Annotated in this window: 18 protein-coding genes; 7 read left to right on the forward strand and 11 right to left on the reverse strand. The window is 75.4% G+C overall.

Going from position 1 to position 17,895, the window contains the following annotated elements; translation table 11 throughout:
• Positions 1-6: 6 nt before the first annotated feature.
• Entirely contained in the window at positions 7-486 is a 480-nt protein-coding gene (locus tag RM425_RS19325) for a PGPGW domain-containing protein (RefSeq protein WP_311346855.1), read from the reverse strand.
• An 87-nt stretch (positions 487-573) separates the two neighbouring features.
• On the reverse strand, positions 574-843 hold the full coding sequence (locus RM425_RS19330; RefSeq protein WP_311346856.1) for a DUF2277 domain-containing protein: 270 nt from the start codon (positions 841-843) through the stop codon (positions 574-576).
• Between the two features lie 111 nt (positions 844-954).
• Here RM425_RS19330 and RM425_RS19335 point away from each other — a divergent pair, with 111 nt between their 5' ends.
• Positions 955-1,362, forward strand: a complete 408-nt coding sequence (locus RM425_RS19335; protein ID WP_311346857.1) for a hypothetical protein — start codon at positions 955-957, stop codon at positions 1,360-1,362.
• A 67-nt stretch (positions 1,363-1,429) separates the two neighbouring features.
• The gene (locus RM425_RS19340; RefSeq protein WP_311346858.1) at positions 1,430-2,326 is read left to right on the forward strand and encodes an SDR family NAD(P)-dependent oxidoreductase; all 897 of its coding nucleotides are present in this window, start codon (positions 1,430-1,432) and stop codon (positions 2,324-2,326) included.
• A 76-nt stretch (positions 2,327-2,402) separates the two neighbouring features.
• Here the strand turns inward: RM425_RS19340 and RM425_RS19345 are convergent, their stop codons facing one another.
• Both RM425_RS19345 and RM425_RS19350 read right to left on the reverse strand, forming a co-directional pair.
• Positions 2,403-2,951 (reverse strand): hypothetical protein, encoded by a 549-nt coding sequence (locus RM425_RS19345; protein WP_311346859.1) that lies wholly within the window; start codon positions 2,949-2,951, stop codon positions 2,403-2,405.
• A gap of 93 nt (positions 2,952-3,044) precedes the next feature.
• Entirely contained in the window at positions 3,045-3,278 is a 234-nt protein-coding gene (locus RM425_RS19350) for a hypothetical protein (RefSeq protein WP_311346860.1), read from the reverse strand.
• A 19-nt stretch (positions 3,279-3,297) separates the two neighbouring features.
• Between RM425_RS19350 and RM425_RS19355 the strand changes: the two genes are divergently transcribed.
• Positions 3,298-3,927, forward strand: coding sequence for a hypothetical protein (locus tag RM425_RS19355; protein WP_311346861.1), 630 nt, complete (start codon positions 3,298-3,300; stop codon positions 3,925-3,927).
• A gap of 1 nt (position 3,928) precedes the next feature.
• Here RM425_RS19355 and RM425_RS19360 read toward each other — a convergent pair whose 3' ends face one another.
• From RM425_RS19360 to RM425_RS19370, 3 genes are read right to left on the reverse strand one after another with little or no spacing between them, the layout of a single operon-like run.
• Positions 3,929-4,522 carry a dihydrofolate reductase family protein gene (locus RM425_RS19360; protein ID WP_311346862.1) on the reverse strand — a complete coding sequence of 198 codons (594 nt, stop codon included), beginning with the start codon at positions 4,520-4,522 and terminating at the stop codon, positions 3,929-3,931.
• A gap of 39 nt (positions 4,523-4,561) precedes the next feature.
• Complete coding sequence (locus RM425_RS19365) at positions 4,562-5,281, reverse strand: response regulator (RefSeq protein ID WP_311346863.1); 720 nt, start codon at positions 5,279-5,281, stop codon at positions 4,562-4,564.
• A complete protein-coding gene (locus RM425_RS19370) occupies positions 5,278-6,873 on the reverse strand; it encodes a sensor histidine kinase (protein ID WP_311346864.1) in 1,596 nt (531 codons plus the stop codon). Before RM425_RS19370 ends, RM425_RS19365 begins: the two co-directional genes overlap by 4 nt.
• A gap of 150 nt (positions 6,874-7,023) precedes the next feature.
• Between RM425_RS19370 and RM425_RS19375 the strand changes: the two genes are divergently transcribed.
• From RM425_RS19375 to RM425_RS19390, 4 genes are read left to right on the forward strand one after another with little or no spacing between them, the layout of a single operon-like run.
• Entirely contained in the window at positions 7,024-8,052 is a 1,029-nt protein-coding gene (locus RM425_RS19375; RefSeq protein WP_311346865.1) for a Bug family tripartite tricarboxylate transporter substrate binding protein, read from the forward strand.
• Positions 8,049-8,600 carry a tripartite tricarboxylate transporter TctB family protein gene (locus tag RM425_RS19380; RefSeq protein ID WP_311346866.1) on the forward strand — a complete coding sequence of 184 codons (552 nt, stop codon included), beginning with the start codon at positions 8,049-8,051 and terminating at the stop codon, positions 8,598-8,600. Before RM425_RS19375 ends, RM425_RS19380 begins: the two co-directional genes overlap by 4 nt.
• Positions 8,593-10,131 (forward strand): tripartite tricarboxylate transporter permease, encoded by a 1,539-nt coding sequence (locus RM425_RS19385; protein WP_311346867.1) that lies wholly within the window; start codon positions 8,593-8,595, stop codon positions 10,129-10,131. The genes RM425_RS19380 and RM425_RS19385 overlap by 8 nt, the downstream gene beginning before the upstream one ends.
• Entirely contained in the window at positions 10,128-10,538 is a 411-nt protein-coding gene (locus RM425_RS19390) for a universal stress protein (RefSeq protein WP_311346868.1), read from the forward strand. The genes RM425_RS19385 and RM425_RS19390 overlap by 4 nt, the downstream gene beginning before the upstream one ends.
• A gap of 17 nt (positions 10,539-10,555) precedes the next feature.
• Here the strand turns inward: RM425_RS19390 and RM425_RS19395 are convergent, their stop codons facing one another.
• The 4 genes from RM425_RS19395 to RM425_RS19410 all read right to left on the reverse strand — a co-directional run bounded on the left by RM425_RS19395 (position 10,556) and on the right by RM425_RS19410 (position 17,891).
• Complete coding sequence (locus RM425_RS19395; RefSeq protein WP_311346869.1) at positions 10,556-11,647, reverse strand: glycerate kinase; 1,092 nt, start codon at positions 11,645-11,647, stop codon at positions 10,556-10,558.
• A 190-nt stretch (positions 11,648-11,837) separates the two neighbouring features.
• Complete coding sequence (cydC, locus tag RM425_RS19400; protein ID WP_311346870.1) at positions 11,838-15,200, reverse strand: thiol reductant ABC exporter subunit CydC; 3,363 nt, start codon at positions 15,198-15,200, stop codon at positions 11,838-11,840.
• Positions 15,197-16,240: a cytochrome d ubiquinol oxidase subunit II gene (gene cydB / locus RM425_RS19405; RefSeq protein WP_311346871.1), complete on the reverse strand. Its 1,044-nt coding sequence runs from the start codon at positions 16,238-16,240 to the stop codon at positions 15,197-15,199. Before cydB ends, cydC begins: the two co-directional genes overlap by 4 nt.
• Positions 16,241-16,301: 61 nt before the next feature.
• Positions 16,302-17,891, reverse strand: coding sequence for a cytochrome ubiquinol oxidase subunit I (locus RM425_RS19410; protein WP_311346872.1), 1,590 nt, complete (start codon positions 17,889-17,891; stop codon positions 16,302-16,304).
• Positions 17,892-17,895 lie beyond the last annotated feature (4 nt).

Consider the following 17,895-nt stretch of genomic DNA (forward strand, 5'->3'; position numbering starts at 1 on the left):
TAGGGGCTATCCGCCGAGCGCGGTCGTGACCTTGTCGACCAGCTCGAAGTGGCCGACTGCCCAGAACGCGATGCCGGCCGCAGCCAGGCCGCCGACGGTGATGGCCAGGGAGCTGACCGGGTGCTGCTTGGCGTGCGCCCAGGCCTCGGATGCCTTGCGGCGGAACGTCGCGAAGAACTGCGCCGCCCACGCGAACTCGGTCGACCAGATCCACAGGCCCAGCAGCACCGGTGGGATGGTGAGCGGCCCGGGCAGCACGGCCAGGGCGACGCCGAGCGCCACGCACAGCAGGCCGACGAGGAAGACGCCGATCCGCCAGGCCAGGGCGACCTGGCTGTTGCGGTGCACGCGCTCGCGGAACGACCCGGGGCGCACCTCACGGGGCTGGCCGAGACCGTCGGTGCAGTGGACGCACCGGCTCGCGCCGGAGGCAGAGGGGTGCGCGGAGGTGGGGGCCGTGGTCGGGGCGGCCTGGGACGTCGTCACGAATGGAATGGGTACCCGGCGTCGCGGTGGGTCATTCCTGTCGTGCACGACCGATCGGTGCGGGGCGGGTCACCCGACGGGACGACGTCAGGTGCCGTAGCGCAGCGCCGCACGCTCGCGGGCCTTCGCCGCCTCGACCTCACGGTCCTTGGGCGGTGCCGTCGTCACCAGTTCGGCGAGCAGGCGGGCGGAGATCCCGGCCACCTCCTCGACGGCCCGGTCGAACGCGTCGGCGTTGGCCCGGGACGGCTTCGTCGTCCCGCTGATCTTGCGGACGTACTGCAGCGCGGCGGCACGGATCTCGTCGTCGGTCGCCGGCGGCTCGAAGTTGGAGAGCGGGCGGATGTTCCGGCACATGGGCCGGAGCGTAGGAGCGCCCGGCCGGCCGGGGAAGGCCGCGCGCGGTGGTGACGGTTGCCGGGTAGGGCGGACGGGCGACTCCGGCGGACCGGAGCGGAGGGGGCGACGATGGCGGTGCTGCTCGTCGACGTGGCGAACGTGGTGGGCGCGCGGCCGGACGGCTGGTGGCGGGACCGCGCCGGCGCCGCGACCCGGCTGCTCGACCGGCTGGCCGTGCTGCCCGGCCGCACCGTTCCCGGCCCCGACGGCGAGCCGGTGACCTGCGAGGCGGTGGTCGCGGTGGTGGAGGGCCGGGCGCGGGACGTGCCGGCGCCGGCGGCGGTGCGGGTCGTGCGTGCGCCGGGCAGCGGCGATGACGCGCTCGCCGCCGAGGCCGCCGATCTCGCCGCGGACGGGCGCACCGTGCTGGCGGTCACCGCCGACCGCGGGCTGCGCGCCCGGCTGCCCGCGACGGCGCGGACGACGGGGCCGGGCCGGCTGCTGGCCCTCCTGGACGAGGTGTCGCCCGCCGGTTGACCCGACCTGGGTCCGGGTAGCCCTGCGCGGACGTGCGCCAGCCCAGCCGAGGAGCTGATTTCCACCCATGCCGATCCCCACCGACGACGCACCGCTGACCGTGCTGGTCACCGGCGCCTCCAGCGGCATCGGCCGTGCGACCGGCCTGGAGCTCGCCGGCCGCGGTGCGCAACTCGTGCTGATGTCCCGCGACCGCGGGTCCCTCGAGGAGGCGGCGGCCGAGATGCGGGCCGCCGGTGCGGCCGAGGTCGTCGTCTGCGCCGGCGACGTCACCGACGAGGACTCGGTGCGGGCCGCCGTCACCGCCGCCACCGGTCGCTTCGGCCGGCTCGACGTCGTCGTCCACTCCGCCCAGGTGATGGCCTACGGGCGGATCGAGGACGTGCCCCGCGAGGTGTACGAGACGGTGGTCGACACCGCGCTCCACGGCACCGCCAATCTCGCCCGTGTCGTGCTGCCGGTCTTCAGGGAGCAGCGCGCCGGCCACCTCACCGTGGTGAACTCGCTCCTGGGCAACGTGACCGCCCCGACGATGGGCAGCTACGTCGCCGCGAAGTGGGGCCAGCTGGGGCTGGTGCGGACGCTGCAGCTGGAGACCCGCGACGAGCCGGGCATCTCGATCTCCATCGTGCAGCCCGGGGGAGTGAACACCCCGATCTACAGCCAGGCCGCGTCGTGGACCGGCAACACCGGCCGTCCGCCGCCGCCGGTCTACTCGCCGTTCCGGGTCGCCCGCAGGGTGCTGTCCACGCTGGACCGGCCGCGACGGGTGGTGCAGGCCGGCGTGTTCAACCCGCTCATCACCGCGGGCTTCCGGATCGTGCCGGGCATCTACGACCTGCTCGTGGGCCCGCTCCTGCAGCAGCTGGCGGTGTCCCGGGACGAGGTTCCGCCCACCCCCGGCAACGTCCTCGAGAGCAAGCCCGACGGCAACGCCACCGAAGGCCGCTGGCGCAGCATCTGACGCGCGCCGGGGGTGCGGGCCCCGCACCCGTCGTCGACCGCGCCCGGGCGGCGGATCGACGACGGCGTGCGCGGGGTCAGGTCGCCGAGAGGCCCCGGGCCACCTCGCTGGGGCGCTGCTGCTCCCCGGCGTAGGAGCTGATCGCGACCAGCGTGCCGGTCAGCGCCGGGATGACCCACTGCAAGGTGTCCAGCTGCTGCTGGGCGGCGGCCACGTCGGCCCGGGCGGCCTTGGTCCGCTTGCTCGGCCGGGTCCCCGACTTCGACGGCACCCCGCCCGCGGCCGAGACGCGCTGGCCGAGCACCCGGCTGTAGGCGGTGGCGCCCAGGGCTGCGGCGGTGACCAGCGTCTTGAGCGTCGACATGCCGGCGACGCCCTGCTGGGCGGCGACTCGCTGCTTGTTCGCGCGGAGCTGGCCGACGCTGCCGACCAGGTGGGCGCCGATGGCCGCGGCGTTCACCGGCGTCCACCGGTCCCATCCGGCGTTGGCGACGCGGCCGGTGGCCGAATCGGTGCCGGCCTCGGCTGCGGCGGCGTTCAGGGCCACCGCGTTGGCCAGCGTGCCGCCGAACCAGGCGGACAGCCCGAGGTCGTGCAGCGTGCGGGAGAGCGAATTGCGGGCCATGAGGACTCCAGAGCAGTGGACGGAAGGTCGTCCGTCCCTACCCGGCCCCGACCGGCGCATACCGGTCGCGCACGACCGGACGCCGGCGCGGGGTCAGCGCCGGCGGAGCAACCGGGCCGCGCGGTGGGTGCGGCCGGCGCGCAGCTCGTCCGCCGTGGGCGGCGCCGGGTCGGGGACCGCGGCCAGCGCGGCGTGCCGCTCGTGCAGCCGGGTGCGGACGTCGTCCGGCGTGAGGGCACGGCGCTGGCGCTCGCTGCGGGCCAGCACCGCACCGGTCGCGGCGACACCGGCCAGGCCGGCCAGTCCGAGCAGCTTCCAGGGGCGCACGTCCGTAACGTAGCGCCCCGTGCCTGCGCTCTCCCTCGAGGATGCCGTCGAGCTGACCCGCACCGGTGACGTCTGGATCTTCCGCGGCGTCTCGGTCGCCGACCGGGCGATCCGCGCGGTGACCAACGCGCCGGTCAACCACGTCGGGATGGCCGTGGTGCTGGAGGATCTGCCGCCGCTGCTCTGGCACGCCGAGCTCGGGCGCTCGCTGCCCGACGTCTGGTCCGGGGAGCACCAGCGCGGGGTGCAGCTGCACGACCTGCGCGACGCCGTCGTCACCTGGCGGCAGAAGTACGGCCAGCAGCCGTTCCTGCGGCAGCTGGTCGGCCCGGCCGACGACGGCGGGGTGCCGCCCGAGATGGAGGACGCCGTGCTGCGCACCGTGGCCCGGCTGGACGGCAAGCCGTTCCCGACCACCCGCGGTCTGGCGAAGGGCTGGATCAACGGGCGGCTGCGCCGGCGGACCTCGGCCGAGGCGGTCTACTGCGCGGAGCTGGTCGCGGCGACGTACACGGCGATGGGGCTGCTGCCCGCGTCGCGGCCGCAGAACTGGTACGACCCGGGCAGCTTCTGGTCCGGCGACGACCTGGAGCTGCTGCAGGGCGCCCGCCTCGGCGAGGAGATCCCGGTGGACGTGCCGCCGGCGTGAGTCAGCGCCGCACGCGGTAGGTGCTCTGCACCATGCCGCCGGCGAACGACCGCGTCCGGACGTGCTCCAGCCGGATGTCGGCCGCCAGCTCGCCGAACGGGGTGTGGCCCGTGCCGATGAGCACCGGGACCCGCGAGAGCGTCAGGTCGGCGATCAACCCGGCGCGCAGGAACGTGTGCACCGTCCGGCCGCCGTCGACGTACACCCGCCGGTACCCGGCCGCACCGAGCGCCTGCACCGCGTCGTCGAGGGAGCCGTGCACGGTGATCCGCTCGTCGGCGCCCGGCGCCAGCGTCGTGCTGAGCACGTGCACCGGCCTGCCCTGGTAGGGCCACTCGGCGAAGGGCGCGATGAACTCGTAGGTGCTGCGGCCCATGACGAGCGCGTCGACGCCGCCGACGAACTCGGCGAACCCGAAGTCCCCGCCCTCGCCGTCGTCGGGCAGTGGCGCGCTGCCGTCGTCGGGCGCACCACCGCCCCCGCTGTCGCTGCCGTTCCCGCCCCCGTCGAGCCAGGAGACGTCGCCGTCGAGGCGGGCGATGAACCCGTCGACGCTCATGCCGAGGAACACCGAGCCGGTGAAGGTCGCAGTCATGCCGGCAGCGTCCCGTACCCCTACGACAGAAGGGACTGCTCAGCCGACCCAGCGGTAGCCGTTCTCCGGCCTGCCCGTCCCGCCGTACCGCGGCAGCACCGCCGCGCGGCCGGTCCGCTCCAGGTGCTCCAGGTACCGGCGGGCGCTCACCCGGGCCAGCCCGCACCGCTCCGCCACCTCGCCGGCGGACAGGTCCACGGCCGGGTTGCCGCGCAGGGTGCGCGCCACCGCCTCCAGGGTGCGCGGGGACAACCCCTTCGGCAGGTCGGTGACCGACGCCCGGCCCCCGCCGCGCCGACGGCCGCCCAGCATCCGGTCCACGTCGCTCTGCTCCAGCCCTCCCGGCGGGTCCTCGCTGCGGCGCAGCAGCTCGGTGCGGTGGGCGCGGTAGACCTCCAACCGCTCGCGGAAGGTGGCCAGGGAGAACGGCTTCACCAGGTAGTCCACGACGCCACCGGTCATGGCACCCCGGACCGTGTCCACCTCCCGCGCGGCGGTGATCGCGAGGACGTCGGGCTGCGGTCCGGGCGACGACCGGATCCGTCGCAGCACCTCCAGGCCGGAGATGTCGGGCAGGTACACGTCGAGCAGGACCAGGTCCGGTCGCAGCACGTGCACCGCCTCCACCGCCTCCGCTCCGCGGTGCACCTCGCCCACCACCTCGAAGCCGGGCAGCGATTCGACGTACCCCCGGTGCACCGAGGCAACGGCGAAGTCGTCGTCGACCACGAGCACCCGCACCGGGGCGCCGCCGGTCACGGAGCCACCAGCTCGTCCCGCGCGGGCCGCCTCGACCCGGGCAGCTCCACGGCGACCCGGGCGCCACCGGCGGGTGAGTCGCTGACCGTCGCCGTCCCGCCCCGGCGGCCCACGATGCGGGAGACCAGCGCCAGGCCGATCCCGCGGCCGTGGTTGCCGTCCGGGCGGCCCTTCGACGTCACGCCCACGTCGAAGACCCGCTCGCGGTCGGCCCGGGCGATCCCCGGGCCGTCGTCGTCGACCTGCACCAGCACGGTGCCGTCGCCCTCCTGGCGAACCAGCACGTGCACCTCGCCGCCGTGACCGGCGGCGTCGACCGCGTTGTCCACCAGGTTGCCGACCACCGTCACGACGTCGTCGCCGAGCCCGGCCGGCAGCCGGCTGCCGGCGGCGAGCACCAGCCGGACACCCTGCTCCCTGGCCACCGCCGCCTTGGCCAGCAGCAGCGCGCTCGTGCCCGGATCGGCCACGTCGGACAGCGGGGCCCCGCCGAGGAGGCGGCCCCCACCGATGCGCTCGATGAAGGCGACCGCCTCGTCCCGCCGGTCCAGCTCGATGAGCCCCTGGACGACGTGCAGCTGGTTGCTGAACTCGTGCGCCTGCGCCCGGAGCGTGTTGGTGAGGTTGCGCTGACCGTCGAGCTCGCGCATCGCGCCGAACAGCTCGGTGCGGTCGCGCAGGGTGAGGACCTCGGCGACCCGCCGGCCACCGACGACGGCGGACGTGCGGTTGGCGACCAGCAGGCGCTCGCCGGAGAGCACGAGTTCGTCGGCGACGTCCCGGTCCCCGAGCACGAGCGGGAGCACGGCCGTGTCGAGGACGTCGGCGGCCGGGCGGCCCGCGGCGTCGGGCGGCAGGTCGAGCAGCCTGGAGGCCTCGTCGTTGACCAGGACGACCCGGCCCTTCTCGTCGACGGCGACGAGCCCCTCGCGGATGCCGTGCAGCATCGCCTCCCGGGTCTCCAGCAGCCGGGCGATCTCCTCGGGCTCCAGACCGAAGATCCGCCGGCGCAGCAGCCGGACGAGCAGGACCGACCCCAGGGCGCCGACGAGAGCAGCGCCGCCGAACCAGGCGACGACGACCGGTGCCTCGCGGTTGAACTCCGCGGCCAGCTCCCGCTCCAGGATGCCGACCGACACGGCACCGATGACCGACCCGTCCGGGTCGCGCACCGGGACCTTGGCGCGCAGCGACTCGCCGAGGGTGCCGGTCTCGGTGCCGACGAACACCTCGCCGGCCAGGGTCGTGCTCGGATCGGTCGACACCCGCTCACCGATGCGGGACGGGTCGGGGTGGGAGAACCGGACGCCGGCCTCGTCGGTGATCACGACGAAGGTGACCGCCGACGCCTCCCGGATGAGCTCCGCCAGCGGCTGGAGCGTCTCGCTGGGGTCGGCGGTGCCGTAGGCGTCCACGACGCTCGGCAGCCGGGCGGTGCTGTTGGCGACCGTGAGGACCTGCTGGCGGTAGGCGTCCCGGATCTGCTCCTGCTGGTGGTGCACGGCCACGGCGCCGGCCAGCAGCAGCGTCACGAGCACGATGCCCACCTGCAGCAGCAGGAGCTGGGCTCCCAGGGTCATGGTCCGGCGCACCGGTCCATTGTCACCGCGGGAGCGAGGGATGTGACCGCGACCACAACGACCAATACGACCGCTACGACCGCAGGATGTCCCCGCCGTTCCGGCGCTCCTAGCGTCCCCCGCACCACGAGCCGCACCGGCTCCGGGACGAGGAGGTCCTCCATGACAGTCACCCATCGAGCGGTCCACCGGGCCACGCGCAGCCGTCTGCGGTCGGCGGGCGTGGCGGCCGTCGCCGCGGTCGCCGTCGTCGCGACCGGCTGCAGCGACGGGGGCGGCAGCGGCGGGGGTTCGGGTGGTGCCGACCGGATCAACCGGCTCGCGGTGATGGCGCCGGCCGACCCCGGCGGTGGCTGGGACCAGACGGCCCGCGCCATGGCCGAGGCGCTCGAGGAGGAGGAGCTGGTCGGCAGCACCCGCGTGACCAACGTGGGCGGCGCCGGCGGCACCGTCGGTCTCGCGGAGCTCGCCAACGAGCGCAGCGAGGACTTCCTCATGGTGATGGGGCTGGTGATGGTCGGCGCCATCGAGACCAACCAGTCGCAGGCCACCCTCGACGACGTCACGCCGCTGGCCCGGCTCACGACCGAGGACGAGGTCATCGTCGTCCCGGCGGACTCGCCGTTCCAGACCGTCGACGACCTGGTCGAGGCGGTCCGCAGCGAGGGCCGCGGCGTCGCCATCGCCGGCGGCTCGGCCGGCGGCACCGACCACATCGCGGCCGGGCTGCTCTTCCAGGCCGCGGACCTGCCGATCGAGGACCTCAACTACGTGGCCTTCTCCGGCGGCGGCGAGTCGCTGGCCGCACTGCTCGGCAACCAGGTCGACGCCGGCATCTCCGGCGTCGGTGAGTACGCGCAGCAGATCGAGGCGGGGGAGCTGCGGGCTCTCGCGGTGACCGGCTCCGAGCCGGTCGAGGGGGTCGACGCACCCACCCTCACCGAGGCCGGCTACGACGTGGAGCTGACCAACTGGCGGGGCGTCGTCGCGCCGCCGAACATCTCGGACGAGGCGCGCGAGCGGCTGCTCGGCCTGGTGGCGGAGATGCAGGAGTCCCAGGCCTGGCAGGACCTGGTCGAGGAGCGCGGGTGGTCGGACGCCTACCTCGCCGGCGACGAGTTCGAGACCTTCCTCGCCGAGGAGCGCCAGCGCGTCCGTGGCGTGCTGGAGGACATCGGGCTCGTCTCGTGAGCACCCCATCCGGCTCCGGCGCCCTCCCTTCCGGGGGAGCGGCGCCGGAGGGGGGGACCCGGACCTGGTCCTGGGGTGAGGCCGCCATCGCCGTGGGGTTGTTCGCCCTGGGGGTGTTCACCCTCGTGGAGACGACGACCATCACCGTCCCCGGTTCGGCGAACGTGCTGGGGCCGCGGGCCTTCCCCTACGCGGTCGGCGTGCTGCTGATCGGCGCGTCCCTGGCGCTGGCGGTCAGCCTGGCGCGCGGGCAGCACGGGTTCGCCGAGGAGGGCGAGGACGTCGATGCCGGCGCCCGCACCGACTGGGTCACCGTCGCCAAGCTGGTCGCCTCGTTCGCCGCGCTGGTGCTGCTGATCGAACCGCTGGGCTGGCCCATCGCGGCCACCCTGCTGTTCGCCGGCACGGCGTGGGCCCTCGGTGCCCGCATCCTCCGCGCCGCCGCCGTCGGCGCCGTGCTCAACGTCGCCGTCCACGTGCTGTTCGTGCAGTTCCTCGGGCTGTTCCTGCCCGCGGGGCCGCTGGAGGGGGTGCCCTTCTTTGGGTGACATCGGCCTGCTGATGGACGGCTTCGCGGCCGTCATCCAGCCGCTCTACCTGCTGTACGCGCTGATCGGCGTCACGGTGGGCACCGCCGTCGGCGTGCTGCCGGGCATCGGGCCGGCCATGACGGTGGCCCTGCTGCTGCCGCTGACCTACAGCCTGGAGCCTGCCGCCGCGCTCATCCTGTTCGCCGGCATCTACTACGGCGGCATGTACGGCGGGTCGACGACGTCGATCCTGCTGAACACCCCCGGCGAGGCGGCGTCCATCGTCACCGCGCTGGAGGGCAACGCGATGGCCCGGGCCGGGCGGGGGGCCTCGGCGCTGGCGACGGCGGCGATCGGCTCGTTCGTCGCGGGCACGATCGCCACCATCGCGCTCACCTTCCTGGCCCCGGCGGTGGCCGACCTCGCCGTCCAGCTCGGACCGCAGGACTTCGTGGCGCTCACGGTGCTGGCCTTCCTCACCGTGGCCGCGATGTTCGGTGCCTCGCCGGCGCGCGGGATCGCCGCCCTGGCGGTCGGGTTGCTCCTGGCGATGATCGGCACCGACTCGCTCACCGGGCAGCAGCGCTTCACCTTCGGCCTGCCGGCCCTGGCCGACGGGATCGACGTCGTCGTGGTGGCGGTGGGGATCTTCGCCGTCGGGGAGGCGCTCTACGTGGCATCCCGGATGCGGAAGGGGCCGCTGCCCCTGGTGCCGGTGGGCGGGAGCTGGATGAGCCGCGAGGATCTCCGGCGTTCGTGGAAGCCGTGGCTGCGCGGCGCCGCCGTCGGGTTCCCGATCGGCACCATCCCGGCCGGTGGCGCGGACGTCGCGACGTTCCTCTCCTACTCGATGGAGCGGAAGCTCTCCAAGCACAAGGAGGAGTTCGGCCACGGCGCGATCGAGGGCGTGGCCGGCCCGGAGTCGGCGAACAACGCGGCGGCCGCCGGGGTGCTGGTGCCGCTGCTGACCCTCGGCCTGCCGACCTCTGCGACGGCCGCGATCATCATCGTGGCCTTCCAGAGCTACGGCATCCAGCCCGGTCCGCTGCTCTTCGAGCAGGAGTCCTCGCTGGTGTGGACGCTGATCGCCAGCCTCTACATCGGCAACCTGCTGCTGCTGGTGCTGAACCTGCCGCTGGTGGGGATCTGGGTGAAGCTGCTGCAGATCCCGCGCCCGTACCTGTACGCCGGCATCCTCACCTTCGCCGCGCTCGGCAGCTACGCGGTGGGCGCCTCGACCGCCGACATGATGCTGCTGTTCGCGGTGGGCGTGCTCGGGTGGGGCATGCGGCAGTTCGGCTTCCCGGTCGCGCCGGCGGTCGTCGGCCTGATCCTCGGGCCGATCGCCGAGGAACAGCTGCGGCGCACCCTGGCGATCAGCCAGGGGGATCCGTCCGCGCTGGTCACCAGCCCGTTCGCCGCGGCCGTCTACACCCTGCTCCTCGTCTTCCTGGCCGTCGGCATCTACCTCAAGCGCCGGCAGGTCCGGACCGAGCAGGAGCTGCTCCGCTCCCGGTCGGAGCCCGTCATCCAGGAAGGAACGTCGTGACGATCGTCGTGGGATACGTCCCGAAGCCGGAGGGGCGCGCCGCGTTGCGCGCGGCGGTCGAGGAGGCCGACCTGCGCGACCAGCCGCTGTACGTGCTCAACACCTCCCGGGGGGACGCCTACGTCGACCCGACCTTCGCCCCTGCCGAGGACCTGGCCGAGGTGCGGCGGATCCTCGAGGAGTCCGGCGTCCCGTTCGAGCTCGAGCAGCGCGTCGGCGGACGCGACGGGGCCGACGAGGTGGTCGCGGCCGCGGACCGACTGGGCGCCTCGCTCATCGTGATCGGCCTCCGGCGGCGCACGGCGACGGGCAAGCTCATCTTCGGCAGCGCCGCCCAGCGGATCCTGCTCGATGCCTCCTGCCAGGTGCTGGCCGTCAAAGCGGGGGAGGCGGACGGCCCCGGGTGAGCGGGGCGGGTCGGGCGTCACGTCGCGATGGGGTATCGGCGCGCCAGCTCGGCAGCCGCCCGGCGCAGCCACCTCGGCGGGTCGGCCATCGCCGCCGGCGTCCCGCCGGCCAGGTCGGCGAGCGAGGCGGTCCCGGCGAACTCCCTGGTCGTGGCTGCGATGCTGCCGGCGACCAGGAGTGCCGGTGTCCCCGATCGCCGGGCGAGGGCCAGTACGTAGGACGGCACCTTGCCGGCGGCGCTCTGCTCGTCGTACCGGCCCTCGCCGGTGAGGACGACGTCCGACGCGCCGACCAGTTGCGGCAGGCGCAGGGCGTCGCCGATCGCGGCCGCGCCCGTGGACAGGTCCGCGCCCCACAGCCGGAGGCCGAAGCCGGCGCCTCCGGCCGCGCCGGCACCGGGAACGTCGGGGTTCCCGCCCGTGAGCGCGGCGAGCCGGAGGAGACCGGCCTCGAGCTCGGGGACGTCGGCCGGGGAGGCGCCCTTCTGCGGGCCGAACACGGCGGCCGCGCCACGGGACCCGAGCAGCGGCGCGGCGACGTCGCCGAGCACCACCGCGCCACCGGGCGGGAGCGGCCGGAGGCCGACGAGGTCGACGCGGTCGAGCGCGGCCAGCCCGACGTTGCCGAGTGGCACCGGCCGGCCGGCGGCGTCGAGGAAGCGCGCGCCGAGGGCGGTGAGCAGTCCGGCGCCGCCGTCGGTGCTCGCACTGCCGCCGAGGCCGAGCAGGAGCCGGTCGACGCCGTGGTCCAGCGCAGCGGCGATCGCCTGGCCGAACCCCAGCGTGGAGGCGCCGAAGGGGTCGGGCCGGCGCATCAGGGGCAGGCCGCTGGCCGCCGCCAGCTCCACGACCCCGGTGCCGTCCGGCAGGAGGAGCCAGCTGCACCGCACCCGCCGCCCGTCCGGGCCCTCGACCTCGAGCGGTACTCGCTGGGCCCCCGGCACCGCGGCCGCGAAGGCGTCGAGCGTCCCCTCGCCGCCGTCGGCCATCGGCGCGAGCGCCAGCTCGTCCGTGGGGCGCACCGACAGCCACCCGTCGTGGAGGGCAGCGGCGACCTGGCCGGCGGAGGCCGAGCCCTTGAAGGAGTCCGGTGCGACGAGGACGCGCATCGGCCCTCTCCCGCTTCCGCGCGCGGCAGGGTCCGCATGGGGTGCCGTGCGCGTTCGCGGACCCGGTCGGCGATCGTCCGGCCCCTGCTCCATGCGGGACATCCTCGCCGCACGGGTGCGGGAGACGCACGGGTCGGAGCCTCCGCAGTGCGAGGTCGATCTCCGGCTGGCCGCCGCTCCGTGGCGGTGGTCAGCGACCGGTCACCGCCAGGGCCGTCCCGGCGGCGAGCTGCACGACGGTGTCGCCGGGCCGCTGCACGTCGTCGTCGTGGGTCACACAGACCACGACGCGGCCGGCCAGGGCGGTCCGCAGGTCGTCGAGCAGGGCGCGGGCCGTGGGCGGGTCGAGGTGCGCGGTCGGCTCGTCGAGCAGGACGACGTCGCGGTCGGCCAGCAGGGCGCGCGCGGCGGCCAGCCGGCGACGCTCGCCGCCGGACAGCGCGGTGCCGCCGGCGCCGACGGGGGTGTCCAGCCCCTCGGGCAGGGCCGTGAGCAGCGGGCGCAGGCCGGTGGCGGTGAGGGCGGCGGTCATCCGCGCCTCGCCGTCGGCCCCCGCGAGCACGCCGCGCGGTGCAGCGGTGGCCAGGTTGGCCCGGATGCTGGAGGCGAACACGTGCGCCTCCTGCGGCAGCCAGGCGATGCGCGAGCGCACGTCCGCGCCGGTCAGCCGGGCGGTGCCGACGTCGCCGAGGGTGTACCGGCCGGACCGCGGGCGGAGCGCGGCCATGAGCACGGCGAGGAACGTCGACTTCCCGATGCCGGAGGGCCCGCGCAGCACCAGCCAGCCGTCGCCGGCACCGGCCGCGCAGGTGAGGTCGCGCAGCACATCGGGGCCGCCGGGCCACCCGGCGGTCAGCCCGTCGACCGACAGCCCGTCCACCAGGGCCGGTGCCGGCAGCGGGCTCGCGGGGTCCGCCGGCAGCGGGGCGGCCAGGACGGCGTCCAGGCGGGCCTGCGCGTCGGCGAGCGCGCCGCGCCGCTGGAGAGCGGGAACGAGGCCGGACAGCGGCTCGGCCAGCGCGAGCGGGGCGAGCGCCAGGACGGCGAGCACCGGCCCGGCCAGCCCGTTCCGGGAGGCGACCGCGGTGGCCAGCACGGCGGCCAGGCCGGTGCCGAGGAGGACCAGCCCGGTGCCCAGTGCCGCGGCGCGCTCCCCGGTGCGGGCGCACGCCGCCTGCCGGTCGGCGATCGCCGCGAGGTCGCCGGCCGTCCGGGCGGCGAGCCCGTGCGCCCGCAGGTCGGCGGCCCCGTCGAACGCGGTGGTGGCTGCCTGCAGCGCGTCCACCCGGAGCGTGCTCTGCGCGCGGGCAGCGCCGGCGTCGAGCCGGCGGTGCACCCCGACGACGGCCGATGCGGTTCCGGCGAGCACCGCGGCGACCGTCGCCGCCGCGGCGAGGTCGACCAGGGCCAGCGCGGCGACGGCCGCTGCCGGGACGGCGGTGGCCACGACCAGTGCCGGGCGGACCCGAACGGTCAGATCCTGCACGACGCCGACGTCACCGACGACCCGCGCCAGCGCGGCGCCGGGGCGGCGGTCGGCGGCCATGCCCTGCGCGGCCAGCGCCCGCCACACCCGTACGCGGGTCACGGCGGCCAGCCGGAGCGCGGCGTCGTGCGCGGCGAGCCGCTCGAGCCAGCGCAGCACCGCCCGGCCGACGCCGAAGAAGCGGACGCCGGCGGTGGCGACCAGCAGCGTCAGCACGGGCGGCATCTCGGCCGCGCGCACGATCAGCCAGCCGGACAGGGCGGTGAGCGCGACGCCGGCCCCGGAGGAGAGCGCCCCCAGCAGCCCGGCCCGGGCCAGCGCCCCGCGGGTGGACGCGACCTCCGGATCCGGAGGACCGTCCGTCCGCGCCCCATCGGCGATCCGGTCGCGGAGAGCGCCCTGTGGCGACGAGATCGGCGATGTGGTCGGACGTGACGCGGTCGCCAGGGGCGCGGGGGAGGCGAGCGCGACGACGCGGTCGGCGAGGGCGGCCAGTGCGGGGTCGTGGGTGACGAGCACCGTCGTCACGGTGCCGCGCAGGTCCCGGAGGATGCCGGCCACCAGGGCGTGCGCCTCGTCGTCCAGGTGCGCGGTCGGCTCGTCGAGCAGGAGCAGCCGGGCGCCGCGCCGGATGCGGACCAGCGCCCGCGCCAGCGCCACCCGCTGGAGCTGACCTGGGGAGAGGGATTCCGGCACGCGTCCGGCGAGGTCGGTCGCGCCGACGCGCGCCAGCGCTTCCACCACGTACGCCTCGCCGACGACCTCGTCGGTGCCCGGCGCCGAGGCCGCGTGCCGGCGCAGCTCGTCGGCCACGGTCGCCCCGGTCGTGCGCGGGAACTGCGGCACGAACGCGACCGCACCCCGCCCGGTTCCGGTCCCCCCGTCGACCGCGTCGGGGCCGAGCACCCCGGCCAGGGCGGCCAGCAGCGTCGACTTGCCGCACCCGCTGGGTCCGCTCAGCGTGACGAGCTCACCCGGGCGCACCACCAGGTCGGTGGGCGGCAGCGCCGCGACCGCCCGCGCGGGGTAGCGCACCGTCAGCCCGTGGACGGCGACGTCGGCACCGCGCGGGTCGTCGTCGGCCGCCGGAGCGGGCGGGGCGGGGGCCGGCGCCGCCAGCACCGCGCGCGCCTCCGCGGCGGCGAGCGCGGCGTCCTCGGCGGCGTGGTGGGCCGCGCCGAGCGCCCGCAGCGGTGCGAAGGCCTCGGGCGCCAGCAGCAACGCGGTGAGCCCGAGCGCCAGGGCCAGATCGCCGTGCACGAGGCGCAGGCCGACGGTCACCGCGACCAGCGCCACCGACAGCGTCGCGATGAGCTCGAGCACCAGTGCGGAGAGGAAGGCGATCCGCAGCGTGGCCATCGTGCGCGTCCGGTGGGCCTCGCCGAGCCGGGCCAGCGCGGCGGCCTGGTCGGCGGCACGCCCCAGACCGACCAGCACGGGCAGGCCGCGGACCAGCTCGGCCACGTGCGCGGCGATCCGGTCCAGCGCCCGGGCGGAGTCGGCGGTCGCGCTCTGCGTGTGCTTCCCGACCAGGACCATGAACACCGGCACCAGCGGCAGGGTGGCCGCGACGAGCACCGCCGACAGGAGGTCGGTCGCCGCGAGCACGAGGAGCAGCGCGGGCGGCACCACGACGGTCTGCGCCAGCGCGGGCAGGTAGGTGGTCAGCGCCGGGCCCAGGTCGTGCAGCCGCGTCGTCGCCAGCACCGCCGCCGTGCCGGGGCCACCGGCCGCCGCCACCGCCGACGGGGACGCGGCCAGCCGGTCGAGCAGGTCGCGGCGCAGCCGGTCCTCGGCGCGTCGGGCGTCGCGGGCGGCCAGCACCTGGCCGACGGTCGCGGCCACCGAGCGCAGCGCCACGCCGCCGAGCGCGACGGCCAGCGGCCCCGCGACCGACCCGTCGGCCAGCCCCGAACCGCGGGCCACCGCGTGCGCCAGGCCGGCGGCCAGCATCACCAGACCGGCGGTCTGGGCCAGCGCCGCGAGCCCGGCGCGCACCAGGGCGCCGGTGAGATCCGGCACCCCGGCCAGCGCGCCGAGCGGGCCCCGCGGGGTGTCGGCACTCATGCCGGCAGCTCGCTCGGTGCGGGGGCCTGCCCGTTGCCGGGGGCGTCCTCGTGCTGCGGCTCGGCGGTCAGCCGCGTGCGGAACACCCAGTACGTCCAGGCCTGGTAGGCCAGTACGACCGGCAGCCCGACGCCGGCCGCCCAGGTCATCACGGTGAGCGTGTAGTCGCTGACCGATGCCTCGGCGATCGTCACGTCGAAGGCCGGGTCGATCGTCGAGGGGACGACGACGGGATAGGCGGCCCCGAAGATGGTGGCGGCCGAGCTGACCAGCATTCCGGCCCAGCCGGCGAAGGCCGGCCCCTCGCGGTCCACCCGGATGGACGCCCAGGTGACCAGGACGGCCAGCGCGCCCACGACCCACAGCACCGCGGTGACCGGCGTCCCGGAGCGCAGGTGCACCCAGCCGGCCCAGGCCAGCAGCGGCAGCGCGGCCACCGGCGACCAGCGCAGGGCGAAGGCCCGGGCGCGCAAGCGGACGTCGCCGTCGGTCTTCAGCGCCAGGAACAGCGCGCCGTGCACCACCGAGAAGGCGAGCACCGCGACCGCGCCCAGGAGCGCCGCCCAGCCCACGCCGGCGAAGCTGCCGCCCACCCGGATGCCGTCGCCGTCGATCGGCAGGCCCAGCGTGGTCGTGCCCAGTGCCGCGCCCACGCCGAGGGCGGCGATGAGCGAGCCCACGGTGATCACGTGCGTCCAGGTGCCGTCCCAGCGCGGGTCGTGCGACTGGTGCCGCCACTCGAAGGCGACCGCCCGGATGATCAGGCCGAACAGCACGAGGACGAACGGCAGGTACAGCGCGGGCAGCCAGGTGGCGTACCAGCCGGGGAAGGCGGCGAACACCGCGCCGGCCGCGGTGATCAGCCACACCTCGTTGCCGTCCCACAGGGGGCCGATGCTGCGCAGCATCAGGTGCCGGTCGGCCGTTCTGCGGCCCAGCACCGGTAGGAGCGCGGCGACGCCGAAGTCGAAGCCCTCCAGGAGCAGGAAGCCGATCCACAGCACGGCGACGGCGGCGAACCACAGGGTCTGCAGGTCCATGACGGGTCCTCGGGGTCTACGGGGTCGGTTCGGGGCGGGAGGGGCGGGGCCGTCAGGTGCCTCAGTAGGCGAACTGGAGGACGTCGTCGTCGGCCCGGCGGTCCTCGCCGGGGCGGCCGGCACCCTCGGCGTCGCCGTCCGGGCCGGAGCGGCGGTCGTCGTCCCTGCCGGTGCCGATCGGCGGCTCCACCACGGTGTCGCTCGCCGTGACGCCGGAGCGGATGAACGTCGTGAGCAGCCCGAGCTCGATGACCGCGAGCACGCCGTACACCAGGGTCAGCGCGACCAGTGACGTCCAGACCTCGCCGGCGGTGACGCCGGGGGAGACGGCCTGGGCGGTGAAGAACCAGATCTGCTCGTCGACCGGCACGTCGGGATTGGGGACGACGACGAAGGGCTGGCGGCCCATCTCGGTGAAGATCCACCCCGAGGCGTTGGCCACGAACGGCGCGCCCACGGCCGCCAGCGCGCCGTACACGCCGAGCCGCGAGGTCGGCACCCGGCCGCGCCGCGTCGACCACAGCGCGTAGGCCGCCACCCCGGCCGAGACCGCGCCCATGCCGATCATCAGCCGGAAGCTCCAGTAGGTGACCGCGAGCACCGGCTGGTAGTCCACCGGCTCGCCGGCCAGGTTGCCGAAGCGGGACGGGTCGTCGGGGTAGGTCGCGCCGTAGGCCTCGGCGTACCGCTCCTGGATTTCGTTGACGCCGGGCACCTCGCTGGTGAAGTCGCCGTGCGCGAGGAAGGAGAGCAGCCCCGGCACGGTGATCGAGTGCACGTCGTCGCACTCGTTGGAGCCGAGCTTGTTCCAGGCGAGGATCGAGAAGGACGCCGGCGCCTCGGTCTCGCACAGCGCCTCGGCCGAGCTCATCTTCAGCGGCTGCTGGTGGTACATCAGCTTGGCCTGCCAGTCGCCGGTCACCGCGACGAGGACGAAGGCCGCGAGCGAGACCCAGCCACCGATCCGGACCGAGCGGCGCCACACCCCGTGGTCGATCTCGTCGGCCGGCTTCCCGGCCAGCTTCCGCTTCCGCAGGTGGTGGAGCCCGACGCCGACGAGCAGGGCGCCGGCGACCATCAGCGCGGCGACGATGGTGTGGGTGAAGGCGGCCAGCGCGGTGTTGTTGGTCAGCACGGCCAGGAAGTCGACCTGCTGCGGCCGGCCGGTCGCGTCGTCGGCGACGACCCCGACCGGGTGCTGCATCCAGGAGTTGGCCGCGATGATGAAGTACGCACTCACGACCGAGCCGATGACCGCCGCCCACAGGGTGGCCAGGTGCAGCTTCTTCGGGATCCGGCCCCAGCCGAAGATCCACAGGCCGAGGAAGGTCGACTCGAGGAAGAAGGCCAGCAGCGCCTCCAGGGCCAGCAGCGAGCCGAAGACGTCGCCCACGAAGCGGGAGTACTCGCTCCAGGCCAGGCCGAACTGGAACTCCTGGACCAGCCCGGTGGCCACGCCCAGGACGAAGTTGATCAGGAAGATCTTGCCCCAGAAGCGGGTCATCCGGAGCCACTCGGGGCTGTCGGTGCGCACCCACATGGTGTGCATGACGACCAGCAGGATCCCCAGGCCGATGGTCAGCGGGACCATCATGAAGTGGTAGACGGTGGTGATCCCGAACTGCCAGCGTGCGATGTCCAGGACGTCCACGGCA

This window comes from Blastococcus goldschmidtiae, assembly GCF_031845325.1.
GTDB classification, from domain to species: domain Bacteria; phylum Actinomycetota; class Actinomycetes; order Mycobacteriales; family Geodermatophilaceae; genus Blastococcus; species Blastococcus goldschmidtiae.